The organism is Rossellomorea aquimaris (assembly GCF_020171925.1).
GTDB lineage: Bacteria > Bacillota > Bacilli > Bacillales > Bacillaceae_B > Rossellomorea > Rossellomorea aquimaris_F.
On sequence record NZ_JAIVAR010000002.1, the window covers coordinates 296324 to 315742 of the forward strand.

The 19419-nt window shown below is 34.0% G+C and carries 10 protein-coding genes; 8 read left to right on the forward strand and 2 right to left on the reverse strand.

What is annotated here, in order from left to right; translation table 11 throughout:
- Positions 1 to 18: 18 nt before the first annotated feature.
- Positions 19 to 1191 carry a glycosyltransferase family 4 protein gene (locus tag LCM10_RS09205; RefSeq protein WP_224875939.1) on the reverse strand — a complete coding sequence of 391 codons (1173 nt, stop codon included), beginning with the start codon at positions 1189 to 1191 and terminating at the stop codon, positions 19 to 21.
- A gap of 349 nt (positions 1192 to 1540) precedes the next feature.
- On the opposite strand from LCM10_RS09205, the gene LCM10_RS09210 reads away from it, so the two are divergent.
- The 7 genes from LCM10_RS09210 (at position 1541) to LCM10_RS09240 (ending at position 15424) form a co-directional block, all read left to right on the forward strand.
- Positions 1541 to 2818 carry a nucleotide sugar dehydrogenase gene (locus LCM10_RS09210; protein WP_224875940.1) on the forward strand — a complete coding sequence of 426 codons (1278 nt, stop codon included), beginning with the start codon at positions 1541 to 1543 and terminating at the stop codon, positions 2816 to 2818.
- Between the two features lie 50 nt (positions 2819 to 2868).
- A complete protein-coding gene (locus LCM10_RS09215) occupies positions 2869 to 3582 on the forward strand; it encodes a WecB/TagA/CpsF family glycosyltransferase (RefSeq protein WP_224875941.1) in 714 nt (237 codons plus the stop codon).
- Between the two features lie 263 nt (positions 3583 to 3845).
- On the forward strand, positions 3846 to 7382 hold the full coding sequence (locus LCM10_RS09220) for a M14 family zinc carboxypeptidase (protein ID WP_224875942.1): 3537 nt from the start codon (positions 3846 to 3848) through the stop codon (positions 7380 to 7382).
- 84 nt (positions 7383 to 7466) lie between these two features.
- Complete coding sequence (gene galU / locus LCM10_RS09225; RefSeq protein WP_224875943.1) at positions 7467 to 8351, forward strand: UTP--glucose-1-phosphate uridylyltransferase GalU; 885 nt, start codon at positions 7467 to 7469, stop codon at positions 8349 to 8351.
- A gap of 214 nt (positions 8352 to 8565) precedes the next feature.
- Positions 8566 to 12528, forward strand: coding sequence for an N-acetylglucosaminidase (locus tag LCM10_RS09230; protein WP_224875944.1), 3963 nt, complete (start codon positions 8566 to 8568; stop codon positions 12526 to 12528).
- Between the two features lie 169 nt (positions 12529 to 12697).
- Positions 12698 to 14203, forward strand: coding sequence for a murein biosynthesis integral membrane protein MurJ (gene murJ, locus LCM10_RS09235; protein ID WP_224875945.1), 1506 nt, complete (start codon positions 12698 to 12700; stop codon positions 14201 to 14203).
- A gap of 129 nt (positions 14204 to 14332) precedes the next feature.
- Positions 14333 to 15424, forward strand: a complete 1092-nt coding sequence (locus LCM10_RS09240; protein ID WP_224875946.1) for a glycosyltransferase family 4 protein — start codon at positions 14333 to 14335, stop codon at positions 15422 to 15424.
- 1045 nt (positions 15425 to 16469) lie between these two features.
- On the opposite strand, the gene LCM10_RS09245 is transcribed toward LCM10_RS09240, so the two are convergent.
- Entirely contained in the window at positions 16470 to 17870 is a 1401-nt protein-coding gene (locus LCM10_RS09245) for an O-antigen ligase family protein (RefSeq protein WP_224875947.1), read from the reverse strand.
- Positions 17871 to 18160: 290 nt separating this feature from the next.
- On the opposite strand from LCM10_RS09245, the gene LCM10_RS09250 reads away from it, so the two are divergent.
- The gene (locus LCM10_RS09250) at positions 18161 to 19207 is read left to right on the forward strand and encodes a glycosyltransferase family 4 protein (RefSeq protein ID WP_224875948.1); all 1047 of its coding nucleotides are present in this window, start codon (positions 18161 to 18163) and stop codon (positions 19205 to 19207) included.
- Positions 19208 to 19419 lie beyond the last annotated feature (212 nt).

Consider the following 19419-nt stretch of genomic DNA (forward strand, 5'->3'; position numbering starts at 1 on the left):
ACCCTTGGCTAAAAAAGTTTATTTTTGACCTAAACTTACCATATATACTTCTTCAAACTTTTTAGCTGCACTTAAATGAGAGTATTCTCTCTCTATTTTTTGTCGGGCATTTTCAGCAAGTTTCTCACCGAAAGCAGGGTTAGATAACAATGATAAAATAGATTCAGTCAAGTCTTCAACATTCTTTTCTTCGGTTAACAATCCATCTACATTATGCTCTACTATTTCCTTTAACCCTCCTATCGCACTTGCAATAAGTGGAGAGCCTGACCCCATAGACTCGAGAGCAGAAATTGAAGTAGCTTCTTCGACACCGGAACTAAAAACACTTGGAACTAGGACAACATCGGAAAGAGCATAATAGTCTGTCATTTTTTTGTGATCGACTGCACCTAATAAGTGAACATTCTCGGTAAGATTATTCTCTTCGACAAAGTTTTTAAGGTTCTTCATTTCTTCCCCGGTACCTGCGTATATTAATTGAACATTTGATTTCTTTTTTAACACTTCTTTTAAAGCAAGCAACGGGTATATTACCCCGTTCTTCTTCGTTAAGCGACGTGGTACAAACAATAAGTCCTGGTCTTGTTTAAAGCCATATTTATCACGTAGATCTGCTTTCTTATCTTTACTTGGTTTAAATTGGTTTACATTAATAAAATTTTTAATGGCTAGAGCATCGACGTCTGCGCAGTCCTTAATATAGTTTTTAATGCGAGTGTCAACAGTGATATTTTTTAAGGTTTTTTGATATGCTTGTATTTCAATTTCACGAATCCTCTGATCATACTTGCTGTTTTCAATAATTGTTCCTCTGCTTATTGCTTCAAACGATAAATAACCATGTACAGTTGAAACTGTTGGAATGCCAGTATCTATAGAAGCAAGAGTAGCGTAAGGATCTTGTGCATTGATAATGTCATAATTTTTATTATGTTTTTTAATATATTGAGTCAATAGGTTTTGTCGGATATCATGCGTCAAAGTGAAGCCCAAGCCTTTTTTCACTTTATTCAAAAGGAAACTAGGGATTTGAACGAGTCCCTTTTGTTTCCATTCAGGCAATAAATTAAACGAAAAGACATCAACTTCGTGTCCTCTTTGTTCTAAGCCTTCTTTTAAAGTTTGTACATGTGTAGATAGTCCCCCTAAATGTGGATAAGTGAAAACGGTTGTTATTAGGACCTTCATTTTATTACTCCCTCCAAAAAATAATAAATCTTAAAAAACAGAAAAAATATATATGAATGTACTTGTAGTCTAGATTTAATTACACAATATTACATTATACAGAAGGTCATCGAATTTGAATAGAGGGGAATTATTTACTTCTAATTTATCCGTTGCTATAAAAGCTTATTTGCTTAATGTATTACTCTATTTGCGAAAAATAAACTTCTTATTAAATGTTGTAATTTTTGTTGGTAAGGGAAACATATTGACGTAATAGAATTCATAGTGCAAAATAAAGAAATTGATAGATAATGCATGAAAAATATACTTGTGTTGTATAGATTAAAGGTGAAAGGAAGATTTACAGATGTTCAATAAAATGTGTGTAGTCGGACTTGGATACATTGGTTTACCAACTGCCGTGATGTTCGCGAATCATGGCATGAAGGTTCATGGTGTAGACATTAATGAGAAAGCAATCAGTTTAATTAAAAATAAACAACTCCATATAGAAGAAAACGGTCTTCCAGAGAAATTAGAAACTGCAATTGACAGTGGTAACTTATCTGTGGCTACTACTCCCGAAGAAGCTGATGTATTTATTATTGCTGTCCCATCTCCTATTCGCGATGATAAGTCAGCCAATTTGGAATATGTTCGTAATGCAACAGAGGCAATTGTTCCGTATGTAAAAAAAGGAAATCTGATCATACTTGAATCAACTGTCCCCCCACTTACTGTTGAAAAAGTCATGATGCCTGAGTTAGAAAAGACAGGTCTTAATATTGGAGAAGAATTATATATATCGCATTCCCCTGAACGAGTTATTCCAGGAAAAGTATTTGAAGAATTAGTCAATAATGATCGTATTGTAGGTGGGATTAATGAAAAATCTTCTGAGCTAACAAAGGATTTGTATAAACTGTTTGTTAAAGGAGAAATCCATTTAACAGATGCAACTACAGCTGAGATGGTTAAAGTAATTGAAAACACTTATCGTGATGTGAACATTGCTTTTGCAAACGAATTAGCCAAAATTAGTGATTCAATGGGAGTAAATGCCTGGGAAGCAATTAAATTAGCAAATTTTCACCCCAGAGTAAATATCCATACCCCTGGACCTGGAGTTGGTGGGCATTGCATAGCTGTAGATCCATGGTTCCTGGTTGAATTAAAACCTGATTTAGCGCAAATCATCCATTTAGCCAGAAATACAAATGATGGTATGCCATTATACACAGCTAAAAAAGTACAATCACTTTTAGAAGATAAACAAATTATTCACGGACGTGTAGCGGTATTAGGTCTTGCATTTAAAGGTAATATTGATGACATGCGTGAAAGTCCAGCCATTGAAGTTCTTCAACATTTAGCAGAATTAGGGCTTGATTATTCGGTATATGATCCTCATATAAAAGAAAATAATTTGGAACGCCAAACTCAAAACATCCATGAAGCAACAGAACATGCAGATATTATTCTTATACTAACTGATCATGATGAGTTTAAGAAGTTTGATCCTTCTGTAATTGCGGATGACATGCGGACGAAGATGGTGTTTGACACCAAGAATTGTATAAACCGTGAAAGTTGGGAGAAACAAGGATTTGAAGTTAGAGTCCTGGGAGACTCTAAAAACTCTTAAAAATATTAAAAAGCATTTAACAATTCTTAACTGCCAGAATAGGTGATAATATGAAAGAGAACTATTTGGGGGTGGATGTCTGTACATTTAATTATGAACAGATCTCCACATCAATCTTGAATGATATAGAGAATGATAAGAAATCATTTATTGTTGCAATTAACCCGGAAAAAATTATGAAAGCCAGAAAAGATAAGGAACTTCTAACTCTGCTTAATAATGCTGATTACCAAATCCCTGATGGTATAGGTGTTGTGGTCGCTTCCAAACTTAAGGGCGGAAAGATAAAAGAGAGGGTTACAGGAATTGACTTGATGATGCATCTCTGTAAAGTTTGTGAATCGAATGGTAAAAGTATTTTCCTGTATGGAGGAAAACCGGGTGTGGCTGAAACAGCTAAAGATAAACTGATAAAGGACTTTCCCTCTATAAGAATTGTTGGAGTAATTGATGGATATGAACAAGATCAAGAGTATATAAAAGAGAAAATTAATAACGCTAACCCTGATATCATATTTGTAGCTTTAGGTAGTCCAAAGCAGGAAAACTGGATTTTGGAAAATATGAACACTTCATCCCCTAGTATCTACCAAGGTGTAGGTGGATCATTTGATGTTATTGCAGGGAATATAGACAGAGCTCCTGAATTTTTGCAGAAATTTGGTTTAGAATGGTTCTATCGTTTACTGAAAGAGCCTTGGAGATGGAAAAGACAAATACTTCTACCAAAATTCTTGATTGCGGTTTTAACAAGCAGAAATTAAATAAAAAGGGACTGGGACAGTGTTTTAGTCCAAGTGAAAACCGAACTAACTTCCTTAAGGGAGTTAGTTCGGTTTTTAATTTTTACAAATGATAATTCATAGCCGCTGATTGCAGTGGAAGGGAGATTCTGAGATCAAGCTTTTTTATTTTTAGAAATACATAGGAGTGTCATATAATGAAAATATTTACTTGAAATTCTTATATTGTAAATATAAAATTACGTTGGTTAACTATAATAACAACATGAGGGGTGTAGAAAGTTTTGAGAATTAAGTATCAGCACGTTCTAGTAGTTCTCGTATTACTAATAACGATAGTTTCAAATGTAAATCAAGCAGAGGCAGCAGAGTATGTGAAATTTGAAACGTCTAGTGATATTGAAGCTACGAGTGATAATGGTTCCGTAATTAATATTAGTAAGGGTTCAGTGTTCTATGGCAATTATTTCAAAGACGATACCTATTCCGTTTCAATTAACAAAAATTTATTTTATTTAAATGCGGCTACAGTCAAGGTATTAAAAAAATCTGAAGAGGTAGAGGAAGTAAATGAAAGTTATACTAAAGTAGTTTTAGCCAATGGTGATACATTAGTAGGAACAGAGAATGGAAGTACTATTCAGGTTCTTAATCAGATGGAAGCAGAAGTAAATGCAGAAGGGAAAGTTATTATAGGCCAGCAGCCTTATGAAATTTCTAAAGAACAAAATAAAGAGTTGATAGTAAAAAGTTTGAAAGTAAATCCCGAGAGCGAACCTAATACTTATCAGTATTCCTTCGAAAAAGAGAGAGCGTTTAAAGTGCTTGTATCAAATGTTTCAATCTATGTAAAAGGCTCAAACGATCAGTTGCTTCCTATTGGTAAATTGCAGGAAAATGGGAAGTATCGTTTGATCAGGGATTTAGGGAACTGGTTAGAAATCAAAATAGGGAATCAACTCGGGTATGTTTGGAAAGAAGCTACTCAGGCTATAGACTCTACAGAAGTCCCTATTTCCAAAAATGAAGAAAACAATCTAAATCAAGATTTTACTAGTATACAAGATATCACGATATACGAAGAGAATTCTTTAAGTTCTGGAAAACTTGCAATGCTAAACAAGGATACTACACTCAGCTTTTCTAATGTTAAGAATAGTTGGGGTGAAATCCAGATTTCAGGGCGTAGAGGGTTCCTACCATTAAATTCAGTTAATTTTGTGAAACGTGATACCGATTATGACTATATTCAAATTAATGATAGAAATACCTCGTTATATTCTAATGATGGTGAGGGCTTAATCCGAGTAGGTAAATTGGAATTGGGAGAGATTTTCCGAAAGATTAGGACTGTCGGAAATTGGTATGAAGTTGAACTTGCAGGGAAAACAGCGTATGTTTGGAAACCAGCAGCTACCTTAGTGGATATTTCTTCAAAGAATTACATAAGTGAAGAAGCGGTACATACTTTTAAGTTAATAGAAGATGCTACTGCATATGATAATTCAACTGGTTCACTGACGGCGATCGCAAAACTGACTAAAGGACAAGAGTTAAAGTATATCGAGTCTAGTGGAAATTGGTATGTAGTAAATGTCTTAGGAAGGAAAGCGTATATTTATAAATCAGCTGTTAAAATTGAGTTTCAATCTTCTCATAAGTATTTTCAAGTGAATCAACCTGAAGTGCCTATAATAATAAACAAAGACGGGAAAAAAATAGAAATTGGTTACTTAAAAGAAGGACACGTGTATAAGAGGACCGATGATGCGGGGAATTGGCATGTAATTGAAGTGATGGGGCATAGAGCCTATGTCTGGAAATCTGCCACAGATCCCTATGTTTCGAACATTGCTCATCCAACTTATAATCAGCCTACAGAAACATTCACAGCTCAAACTGTGTTAGATTTGGATATTTATGATAACTCGTCAGGGAAATTAGTTTCTATAGCCCGCTTAAATTCTGGTGTGAATCTTCAGGTGCTAAAAAAAGTTGGGAATTGGTTTGAAGTGATTTTCGCTGGAAGAAAAATGTATATTTATCAAACAGCTCTAAAACCAGAGTTTACACAACATAATCGGTATTTTGAAATAGATAAAGAGATAGTACCAATAGTGGTAAATGAAAATGGGAGACAGAAAGAAATAGGATATCTTGAAAAAGGAATGGTTTACAAAAGAGACGGAGATGCGGGGAATTGGCATGTAATTCATGTAATGGGGAGAAAAGCATACGTTTGGGAACAGGCTACAATCCCTAACGTCATCACTAAGAAAAATTCTTACAACGTTAGTGGCGGGAACACCTTTACATTATCTCAACGTGCAACAGTATATGATAATTCAACAGGTACTCTTAAACCTATTGCTTCTCTGGGGGAGAATAGTAAATTCAACTATATTAACAGAGTGGGTAATTGGTATAAAGTGAATTTCTCTAATATTGAGGGATTCATTTATAAGGACGCAGTGAAATTAAAATTTATACCTAGTGACCAGTATTTTGAAGTTATACATGATAATACTGAAATTATTATGAATGTAAATGGTAAACAAATAGAAGTTGGCTCTTTAACTAAGGGCCAAGTCTATAAAAGAATTGGAGATGCTGGGAATTGGCATACAATTGAATTTATGGGGAAACATGCTTATGTTTGGAAAGAGTCAACGTCTCCATATCGATCAAATACACTGCCTCATTTCTCTTCTCGAAAAAATATTGGTTATACTGTCACCTCTATCGATGAATTAAGTGTGTATGATAACTCATATGGAAAACTTATGCCAATAGGAAAAATTGGTTCCAATACTACCTTTAGGATAGAAGATAAACTTGGAAGTTGGTATGAAATTAATTTCTCCGGGAGAAAAGGGTTTATTTATGCTCCGGGAACAAAGAAACAGGTTTCTCTAATTGTCAATCCCCGCCAAGTATATTCTTATGAACAAATGGAAAAGGATTTATATGCCATTGCGAGCATGTATCCTGATAATACTGAGTTAACTACGATTGGTAAGTCGATCGATGGTAGAAAACTATATGCTTTAAAACTTGGTAAAGGAAATAAAGAAATTTTAATTGATGGATCAACTCATGCAAGGGAGCACATGACAACAAATGTTGTTATGAGTATGTTAGATAATTATGCTTATGCCTATCATAATAATCAATTATTTGAAGGTAAAAATGTACGAAAGATATTGAATGAAACGAGTATTTGGTTTGTACCGATGGTTAATCCTGATGGTGTCACACTAGTACAGAAAGGGTATAAAAGTGCAATGAACCCTAGTGAGGTTTTAAGAATTAATAATTTGAGCACAGATTTCTCTTCATGGAAAGCAAATATTAGAGGTGTCGACATTAATAGACAGTTCCCGGCAGATTGGGGAAATATATCCAATAATGCAGGGAGGCCTTCTTATAAAAATTATAAAGGTACTGCCCCGTTCACAGAACCTGAAGCAATTGCTATGGCCAATTTTGTAAACAAGCATAATTTCAAGGCTTCAGCAACATATCATTCTTCCGGACAGATTATTTATTGGTTTTTCAACCAGACGGATAATTATGGAAGAGATTATAAATTGGCTTCTAAAATTGGGGATATTACTGGTTATTCGTTAGTGAGGGCGGTATATCAACCTTCAGCAGCTTTTCAGGATTGGTTCATCAAACAGACGGGATATCCAAGCTTTACGATAGAAATAAGTCCTTATATCCTTGAAGGACAAGTACCTCTAAACTATTATGATAAGATTTGGAAAGAAAACAAAAAAATAGGTTTAGTTATTGCTGAAGAATCCAAATATTACTAAAATGATAAGCTTTCTGGTTTTATATTTTCCGGTAAATTAGGTATAATGAATTTGAATACTTTATGTTCCTAGGAGTGAAGATTATTGTATAAAAAGATAAGGAAAGCAATTATCCCTGCAGCCGGATTAGGAACTAGATTCTTACCTGCTACTAAAGCAATGCCGAAAGAGATGCTGCCAATTGTCGATAAACCGACCATCCAATACATTGTCGAAGAAGCAATCGAAGCAGGGATTGAAGATATTATTATTGTAACAGGTAAAGGTAAAAGAGCCATTGAAGACCATTTTGATAGTAATCCCGAACTTGAGAATAACTTGATTGAAAAAGGAAAATTTGAATTGCTTGATGAAGTACAAAAAGCAACTAACTTAGTGGATATCCACTACATCAGGCAAAAGTCTCCAATGGGTCTTGGGCATGCTGTATTATGTGCAAAGAAATTCATAGGAGATGAGCCATTTGCCGTTCTTTTGGGAGATGATGTAGTTCAGTCAGAGACCCCGTGTTTGAAACAATTGATTAATCAATATGAAGAAACCGAGTCATCTGTAATTGGTGTGATGAAAGTTCCTGAAACTGAAACTCACCGTTATGGTGTTATCAACCCTGTTGAACAAATGAACAGACTATATCAAGTTAAAGAATTTGTAGAAAAGCCTCCACAAGGTACTGCACCTTCAAACCTGGCAATAATAGGTAGGTATGTATTTACTCCTCAAATTTTTAAGTTCCTTGAGGAAAAACAAGTAGGCGCTGGCGGAGAAATTCAATTAACCGACGCTATTGAGAAGCTAAACCAAATTCAAAGAGTCTTTGCTTATGAATTTGAAGGGAACAGGTATGATGTAGGTGAAAAATTAGGTTTTGTACAAACTACTTTGGAGTTTGCCCTTCAAAAAGAAGAGCTTAGAGAAGATCTAATAAATTATATGAAAAAGTTATTTAACCAGTATGATCCTGATTAAAGTTAACATAACACTTAAAACCCTCAGTAAAAATCACTGAGGGTTTTTTATTGTTTAGTGACTAAATATTTATTCAATTTAGAACAAAATTCTTCAGGATTCATCAATTAGTTCTAAAATGTTAATATTTCCCCATTGATAGTTAATATTATCCACAATATACTATATTAAGGCATGTTACAAAAATTTATCAAATATCTAGGGGGATGCAACATTGTATTTCTGGTTCAAAAGAAAAAGAAAACGGTTTTTGAGAAGTCTTACTTGGTTAATGATTTTGATGTTAATGCTACCCGCAATGACTTATGCGGCCACGGACGAAGAGACTAATCTTAGAGAGACGGAAAAATTCGTAGAAGAGTCTAATCAATTAATTAAGATACAGGTACGAAACGAACTAGCTCTAGAAAATGGTATCAATTTGACTGAAGGTCAAAATCTATTTGTATATCAAAACGGTGAAGAATACTCTATTCAAGTAGGGTTATCAACATATGTTATTCCGAAAGCTTCAATTATGGCTACTGAAGCCACTACTGAAGAAGCTGTATTTTACGTGGATGAAGCTACTGAACAAGTTATAATTAAGGCAGAAGCAAAACTATACGAAACTAATAAATTTGAGAAAATAATAGGAACAGCTATTGAAGAAGTAAGCTATCCGGTATTTGGAGAAAATGCCGATTATTATGTAATCTTAATAGGTAACAAGAAAGCATATGTTAAAAAGATTGATATTCTAATTAAGAAAGAAACTGCTGATATTAGTGAAACAGTCACAGACGATGAACCGGAGGGAAATACACAGGATAAAAATACTCCTTCTGAATTCACTATTGAAGAAGCTGAAGTAATAAAGAAAGTGAATGAAACTACTGAAGAAGTAAAACAACAAGATCTAACAACTGAACTACAGTCGGTAGAAATCAATGAATCCCTTAAAACTACTGAGCAGGCTAAAGTTGAAAAATCTTCGAAAACACTTTCTCTTAAGACTTATACGCTTACGTTTGATCAAGCAGGCTACTTTACTCCAAAAGGCGGAGTCGTTTCCTTATATGATAATAGTACTGGTGAATTGGTAAAAGTAGGTGAATTGGCAAATAATCAGTCTTATAGATTCATTGAAGATGCCGGCAATTGGATTAAAGTAAAAATGGGTCAAAGCTATGGTTATGTTTTAAAAGAAGCTACTATTCCTTCAACAGGTGAAAACGTTTTTAACATATCTTCTGGAGAAAATAGCGAATTATTTAAGGCGTATGGAACTACAAACTTGACTGTCTATGATAATTCATCTGGCAGCCTTGTGAGAATGGGGACAATCTTAAAGGGTGTACCATTATCAATTGTTTCAGAAGAAGGAAGTTGGTTGAAAATAGATTTTCTTGGAAGGAAAGGGTATATATATAAACCCTCAACTAAAAGAGACTATATTGAATCAGATAAATTCTTTAAAATTAACAGTGAACAGTATTTATCCGTTTACGATAATAGTACAGGGAAATTGAGAAACGTAGGAGCACTACAACCCAAACAAGTTTATCCTATAGAAGATTTTTATGGGAACTGGATAAAGATTAAATTTGGAAACGGGTATGGATTTGTCTGGCAAGCATCTACATCTCCGGTCAGCTCTCATGAGATACAAAATATAAATAATAATCTTATGAACAGTAACAGGAGTTTTTTAACACAAGGTTATGTATCGGTGTATGATAATACTTCGGGTTCACTAGTGAAGTTTGGCTCGATTGATCCAAATATTAAATACCCTATCATCGATCAAACTGGTAACTGGTATAAGATTGATTTTTCCGGGAGAGTTGGTTACGTATATGCGCCTGCTGTGAAGTTGGACTTTTCTCCTAAAGATAAGTACTTTAAAGTATCTACTGCTCAACTGACTGTTTATGATAACAGCACTGGGAACTTGGTAAAAGTGGGAGAACTTCAGGTAGGTCAAGAATATCCAATAGAAGAGTATTATGGTAATTGGCTGAAAATAAAGTTTGGAGAAGGGTACGGGTTTGTATGGAAAGATTCCACAAGCCCCGTACTGGAAAATTCTATTAATAACTTGAGTGGCAATACAAATAATGGAAGAATTGTAAGGGCCAAAGAAACCATAACGGTATACGATAATTCTTCAGGAAATTTGGTGAAGTTCGGCTCTATCTATCCAGATGTAAGCTATCCGATAATAAATCAAGTCGGAAATTGGTATAAAATTTCCTTCGCTGGTAGAGTTGGATATATATATGAACCATCTACCAGAATGGATTTTGTTTCAACGGATAAATATTTTAAGGTGATTCCTAAACAGTTAGCACTATATGATAATAGTACAGGAAAGTTAGTTAAGATAGGAGAGTTACCAAAGAACGAAGAATATCTTATTGAAGAGTATTATGGTAATTGGTTAAAGATAAAAGTTGGTAATGGTTTTGGCTTCGTGTGGAAAGAATCGACTAAACCAGTGCTATCACCTTCAATCAAGAATTTGAATACTGAATTAAATGGAACAAGAGAAGCGAAATCAGATTCAACTATGAGCGTTTATGATAACACTTCTGGGTCATTAGTGAAGTTTGCAACTTTAGAACCTCGTGTAGGTGTTAAGGTAATTGATAAAGTAGGAGATTGGTATAGAGTCGATATAGGATCAAGATTAGGTTATATTTATGGTCCAGCAGTCACTTCTATTGAATTCTTGCCGTCAGACGATTTTTTTGAAATTACTAATTCAGTCTCTAATGTATATTCGTCACCGGATTTAAATGCTGGAAAAATGGCAGAGCTTATTCAAGGTCAAACGTTTGAAATTGTAGATTCAAGAAACGACTGGCACAAAATTCAGTATGGAAGCTCATATGGGTATATCTTGAAGAAGGAAACGACAATTGGGAATAAGGCTAAATTTATTCCGGCGGTCAATCCTACTCAAAGTGATAACACTTTCGTTGCTATCCAAAACTTGCCTGTTTATGACAATAGTACAGGAAGCTTAATCAAATTTGCATCTATAGAAAAAGGGGAGACCTACCCGTTTGTTTCTACTAAAGGTAACTGGATAGAAATTGTCATTGGCGGGAGAACCGGTTATGTCTATAAAACTGGTGTCCAAATCGGACCTATTGTAAGGAATAGTTATTCAGAATACACTTTTGATACTGCTCTACATTTCCAATTAGATAGAGCTGCTCCGCTATATGACACGACCAAATATAAAGCTTATGTTCATTCGGATGCTTTTGGACAAATTAAAGATGGTTACGGTTATGTTTTTGAAGATGGTTGGAATGTGCGTGGAGGACCTAGTACAGACTGTTGGAAGCTAAACGCTCGAACTTATACAAATGTAGAAAACCCACCATTAAGAAACGGAGAAAAGGTTCAAATACTTGGGGAACAAGTTACTAAAGTCGATGGGAAATATGAAAAGTGGTATCAAATCAACTACTACAGAACCTTCATGCCAAATGGTAATGGTGGCTACAATACTGCATATAGACCTTGGGTATATGCAAGTGAAAATGATGTCTCTTACTTTATGAATCCAGTCAATTTTGTTAATGATGAACATTCAAGATTCCAATTCCTGCTTTTATCAGAATCAGCTGGTGTGCAGGGGGAGAAATTAAATAATGAAATGTTAACTAATAGAGGTAATTTAACAGGAAAAGGTAACGCGTTTGTAGAGGCCGGAAAGCTACATGGAATTAATGAAATCTATCTTGTATCTCATGCAATTCATGAGACTGGTGCAGGTACTTCTCTCGAATCTACACTCTTAAAAGGATATAAGGTAAATAAAGTGGATGGAAATCCTGTTCCTGAAAGAACTGTGTATAACGTATATGGAATTGCAGCTATTGATACATGTGAAGGATCTCCATCGATATGTGCCGCAGAATTTGCTTATAAACAAGAATGGTTCTCTGTAGAACAAGCAATTATAGGGGGAGCGAAGTTTATTGGTGAGAAGTATATTTACAGGAAAGATAACGCTCAAAACACCTTATATAAGATGAGGTGGAATCCTCAAATCCCTGCTAGCCACCAATATGCTACCGACATAGGTTGGGCTGAGAAGCAAGCAGTAAATTATTTCTCTGTATATTACCAGAGGCTGGGATTAAAACCTAAAACTTTTGATGTACCAGTATATCAATAAATGATATTATATAAGTAAGTAATAGAAACAAAAAACTCGTCTATCTGACGAGTTTTTTGTTTGTGGTAGGTTGATATTAAAAGAATATAATGTATTAGAATTACCTACATTCTAATTAAGATGTGATAAAATGAGTATGTTTAGTAAAATGAAACCAGAGGGATCTTACATGTCTAAGTTGAAATTTGTTAGTATTATCTTCTTTATTTCCACATTGTTTTTGAAGTTTTCGAGTATGTTTCGTGATTTAGTCATTGCTCATTATTTTGGAGCTACTTATATAGTGGATGCTTATAATGCTGCAATGATTATACCGAATGCATTCATATTATTTATGTTGACAGGAATGAAAGATGCTTTTGTTCCCAGTTATATAAAGCACGAGAAACTCAACAGGGGAAAAGAACATTTAACAAATATAGTTAAGGGTACGTTTATCATAGGTTTACTTATTTCATTTATTGGAGCGGCACTGTCTCCTTTGTATTTTAATTTTATGTATCCTGAATTCAATAGTGAAGCGATAAACTTGGGGATTTGGACAGCATCGCTTTATTTTGCTTCAGTCTTCTTAGTGGGGATAAACGCGATTTATGAAGGGTACTTTGATTCTAAAAACAAATACTCATTTGCTACATTCTCTCAAACCATAGTAGTCCTCTGTACAATGGGGAGTGCTGTCATTCTACACAGTTCGATGGGGGGATATTCTTTAGCTTTAGGATACTTAGTTGGAACGGTTATCTCGTTCTTTATTAAATTATTCTACTTGAAGCCTAAGAACTTCATTAATTGGAAACAGCCTTTAGATAAAAAAGAAGTTTATGATTATTATAAAATTTTCTTGCCTGTAGGTCTTACCATAATGGTAGGACAGATCAATCTTACTATTAACTTTCTGTTTGCCGGTCAGTTTGGAGAAGGGGTCATCTCTTACTTGAATTATGCTTCACGTATTGTCAGTATACCTCAAGCTATTTTTAGTGTAACAATCGCAACGATCATATTCCCAATTCTATCACGTGCCAGAGCAAACAATGATGATAGATTATTTAAGTCAGGTATTGAAAAAGGATTGAATGTCATGATCTTGCTTCTTGCCCCTACATTGACAATTATGGCAGTGATGATGCAGGAAGTCATTCAAATTGTTTTTGAAAGAGGGGCATTTGACAGGACAGCGACCATTGCTACTAGTGAAGTAGCGTTATATTACTTAGGTTCTATCCTGTTTTTTTCAATACATGTAATTATCGCCAAAGGATTTTATACCTTAGAAAAAGGAAACTTAATACTAAAAATAGGGTACTTTAATATAATACTGAATGTCATATTCAATGAAATTTTTTCAACATTAATAGGATATAAAGGTTTGGCTCTATCTTCATCTGTAATAGGGTTCTTATATACTACAATAAGCTTTGTCATACTATATAAAATTGTCGATGGTTTTAACTTGAGATTTTTAAGTAAAGAGTATTTAAAAGTGCTTGTATCAGTTGTTCCAGTAGGATTTATTTTATACTTTTTGAAAAATGTTGGATATTTTCAAACGATGAATGTATTTTTAAAAGTTTTCTTCTTATCGACTGTAGGGTTGGTTATATATTTACTAATTTTGTTAGTCTTGAAGTCTGATCCACTAAGGATGATACTAAAGAGAAATAACAAATAAAATCTGATTTTATTAATTGACATACCTAAATCCCAGTTATATTCTATTGGTGTTTAGAGCGAATTCTTAAGAATGACACCCTTGTTCCTCGAGAGAGATTCAAGGGATAAAAAAGGGGAGTGAACTTGAATGAAAATACATTTGATAGCTAATATGTATCCGAGTGAAGAAGCGCCTAGTTATGGCGTGTTTGTCAAAAACACGGAGAAGATCTTAGAATCTGCAGATGTTCAAGTTGATAAAACGGTCTTAAAGAAAGCAACTTCAAAACGAGGGAAAATTACAGGCTATGCTTACTATTTTATAAAGATCCTATTAAAAGGTTTAGTTAATCGATATGATTATACCTATGTGCACTACGCAGCACACAATTCTTTACCTTTACTAATACTTAAAAAGTTGAAAAAGAACATTAAGATTGTAACCAATGTACATGGATCTGATGTTGTCCCAGAGGTTTCCTCTCAAGAGAAGTACCAAAAGTATGTAAAAAAACTTTTGGAGAATTCTTATAAAGTCATTACACCCTCTTTCTATTATAAAGATTTAGTGAAAGAAAAATATCGCCTAACTTCAACTCCGATTGAAGTATTCCCCTCAGGAGGAGTGAATAAGAAGATATTTCATCCGAAGAATAATAAAAAGGAACTTTATGATGTTTACGGATTGGACATGGACTATCGATATATAGGATTTGTTAGTAGATTAGATGTAGGTAAGGGTTGGGACATCCTTTTGGATGCTATATCATTAATTAAAGAAGATCCGCTTTTTAAACACGTAAAGTTTATTATTGTTGGAGACGGAAAAGACCGGGTTCAATTTGAGAAAAAAGCAAAAGAGTTAGGGATAGAGGACAGAATAATCAGGTTTAGTCTACTTCCTCAAACATCTCTAGCGGATATTTATAATTGTATAGAAATTTTCGTTTTTCCAACTATGCGAAAAGGAGAGAGCCTCGGATTAGTCGGCCTTGAAGCGATGGCTTGCGGTACTCCAGTTGTTGGAAGTAACTTAGGGGGATTGAAAGACTATATTGTTGAGGGACAAAATGGATTTCTGTTTCCACCTGGAAATAGTAAAGCGTTAGTAGATAAAATGAAACAATATTTATTATTAGACACGAAAGAAAAAGAGTCCATGGTCAGTAGTTCATTAAATAAAGCTAATGAATATGAGGTGGAAAGTATTAAACCTGTATTAGTAGATATTTTTAAATGAAATCCCGAATATCATAGTTTTTTTGGGAGGTCACTGAAGAACTATCGCCTCTTATATACAATTGAATGAAAAACGGCCTGTTTTGGAGTGGATTTTTTTCCAAAAGGGCCGTTTTTTCTATGGAGAAGGAGATCTTCTCTTTTATATAGATCCATTAATTTAATTATTCTTTTTGTATTAGCGGTGAATATGCCTTGGCTCTTTGTATGTGGATGCCTATTAGACCGGAAGGTGAGGCGACCTCATATCCTTATCTGTGCTTCAATTTGCTATTTTTCGCTTCAAATTTGTATCGCACATTCGCTCTCTCCTTAGAACGATCACTATTTTGAAATTGGTTTTTCCTTATAAGTTCTTTTAATTTAATACTGACCAAGTAAGATTTGGTTATTGTTCCAGGGTATAACACTATTCTTGATAAGGGAGATTCTTGAACTTTTCCTTTATCGTTTCATCAATGGAATAAATCATTTTGCGCCTTTTTTTAGAACGATTTCTGAACACCTCGACAGGAGAGTACTGATTATAGCGGGTGATGTTATCCATCCGAGTTTATGGACCAACTTTCGAGACGAAAGCAACTGGAAGACGAGTACTTATTGATTAACTAAAGGTTTGAAGTAACCCTATACATACATGTTGCCATTTCTAAGAAAAACTTAAACGTCATTTATACGCCTGTTTTCAATAAGATCAACTACAGATAAAGTATAAATGGGTTTTTAAAGACGAAAGTTAAATAGACGAGTTGGATGGACGCATTACGCCCATTAGTATGATAGTATATATCCTTTTAATCGTCATACATAAAAGTAAAGTCCAAAGTTTATAGAGATTTACGAAGAAGTTGAACTTCTGGTACAACCACATCATCCAATCCACCTTTTTAACTTACGTTCTTTGATAATCGATGGTCAAGCATCCAACCCCTCTCCATTTCATAAGAAAACAGCGTTTCTTTCTTAGGGAAATGGAAGAAAGAAACGCTGTTTGTAAAGAAGGGACTTTTTCAGTGACCTCGTTTTTGGGTTTATTTAGTTGAATATTAAGTTACTTCCCGTGAATCTTTAGATTCTATTGCAAGCATTGCTAATATTAATGCAAAATATATACTTACTGCGGGTGCAGTAAAAACATGTCCTGCAAAGTAAGCAATACCTAACGTTAAAATGACACTGGTTAGTAAAAGAAAGTAGTTAGGGCTAAAAAAGTTTCTAATATTGTTAAAAAGAACAAGTGTAACCTTAATTAAGAAGAATATCATAGGTGCCATCAACAATGTAAAACCGATAATTCCAAATGAGAAAAACAAATCAAAGAAATCCATTTCAATCATTTTTGGGTCTTCTGCGGAGTAGTTGCCAGCAAATCCCAAACCCAATAATTTCTGAGATATAGGTGACTGTAGATAATCTTTTAAATGATGGGCAAGATAGTCTTCTCGGCTGCTCAAAACCAGGTTCTGAACTTGTTTCTTAGAAATTTTAGTCTCTTCTTTTTTTTCAATCTTCTGCTGGCTTTGTTTTTCACTAACATTAGAATCTTCTTCTTTGATCTGTTCAGATGTAGTCTCATTTCCTATACCTAAGAATTCCATATGAACATTGATGTTATTGAATACAGGCGTAAATGGTGTGGATACCAATAAGATCAACAATAGCGAATAAGAAACTGCTATGTTAATTTTAGTTTGAAGATCTTTTCGAATAAACACAAGAACTGTACAAATAAAAGCAGTAGCCAATAGTGTCAATAAAATTGAACCATAGCCCACTTTTGTGCCTAATATTAACAGAGAAAAAGAAGCTAGAATAGAAGGTATCCAATAATATATATGTTTAATTTTGCGTGTCTTTGTAATAGCATACAAACATAATACAGGGAGGATAATCGAGATGATGGCACCAATTTCGTTGCCTGCATAGAACCATCCTGTATATCCGATTTTAGCCGACTCATAACTTTTCAAGCTTGTTGATGTCAATAAGGAAACAATCATCGAAAAAGATATAATTAGTGATGAGATGACGACATACTCCATCGCTTTATTTTTTATATTTTCACCAGATTTCTTTAGTAAGGAAAAGACCAGTAATAAATTAAAGAATACGATGTTCAAATAGATAACTTTGATGAAGAACTTAATTTCTAAGCCAATGAAAAATGGCGTTTTGGTAAAATAATTAATTAATAGGTTTGCCGATACAGCAACTCCAAGTAAAATTAGATAATAAAAAGAATTCCTTGCAAGTTTACTGTTTTTCTTATTAAGGAATATAAATAGTAAGCTAACAATCATATAAAGAACCCTTATTAATATACCAAATGTTGTTGTACTGTTTAATTTCACAAGGCTGAATGTAGTAAATATGTCGATTACTGGCTGTAATATAATGAATAGTAAGAAAAGTTTTACAAATTTCTTATTATTAATAATCTTAAGCATTATAGATGAGTTCCTCCAAACTTTTCAATTTCCTTTATATAGGATACATTATTTTATTACTTGGGTAAATAACTAAATATCTAGTATTTGTAGAAATTTCTTGAAATTTGTAATATTTTCCTATATTGTTGACTAGTAAACATTCCTTAAAGTCTAGTAATATATTCTTTATTCCAATAATTAATTAGCTGTGATATAATTCATCAGGGTATAGAAAATTGTCGTTTCCAAAAAATGTTCTGTTTTTGTTATAAATAAATGGGTAACATATTTGTCAAGGAGGATCTTTAATGTATGTCATTGTTTTATTAGCTTGCTTCATCCTCTCCATTGTACTAACGCCATTGGTCAAAAGGTTTGCCATATTCATCGGAGCAACAGATCAGCCAAATCAAAGAAAAGTACACTCTAAACTGATGCCTCGTTTAGGGGGACTCGCCATTTTTCTGAGCTTCTTCATTGGGTATATTATTTTAAAACCTGTAAGTCCATATGCATTAGGGATATTAGCAGGGGCTTTTGTTATTACAATAACAGGTATCCTTGATGATATTTTTGAGTTATCAGCCAAAGTTAAATTGATTGGACAATTTGCTGCAGCACTTCTTGTAATATTTTTAGGAGGGGCTCAGCTTGAGTTAATTAACTTTCCATTTGGTGGTCAGATTGAATTTGGTTATTTAAGTATACCACTCACAATTATTTGGATTGTTGGAATAACTAATGCAATCAATTTAATTGACGGTTTGGATGGTTTAGCTGCAGGAGTATCATCCATCGCATTAATTACCATATCTGGGATGGCACTAACAATGGGAGACGCTTTTGTTGCTACAATAGGATCATTGTTATTAGTAAGCACTTTAGGGTTCTTGTTTTATAATTTTCATCCTGCCAAGATTTTTATGGGTGATACTGGTGCTTTATTTTTAGGGTATATGATCTCTGTCCTTGCACTTTTAGGCTTTAAAAACATAACGGTTATTTCACTAATCATACCTGTTATTATACTCGGTGTTCCTATTTCTGATACATTCTTTGCTATAATAAGAAGATTTGTAAATAAACAGCCTCTCTCAGAGCCTGACAAGTCTCACTTACATCATTGTTTATTAAGAATTGGTTATACCCATAGACAGACAGTCCTAATTATTTATTCCATCGCAGCTTTATTTGGTCTCGCAGCAGTAATATTTTCGCAAGCTACTTTTTGGGGAGCTGTTATCCTTATAGCAGTTCTACTTGTGGCAATTGAAATTTTTGTGGAAAGTATAGGGTTAGTAGGTCAAAATTATCAACCTTTGCTTAAAATAGTGAAAACTAGAAGGAATAGCTAAAATTTGCACTGAAGTTTATCGGCTAATAGATACAGTAGAACGAGTCTGGGACAATGTGCTTTAGACAAAGCAAAACCCGAACGAATTTGTGGAATTGGCGACAAATTTGTTCGGGTTTTAAATTATTTGTATAACTGTACGATGAGATTTTACTTCTGTTTAGCGGTTGATTGGAGTGCAAAACAAAGACTCCTGCGGGAAAAGCGAGTTAG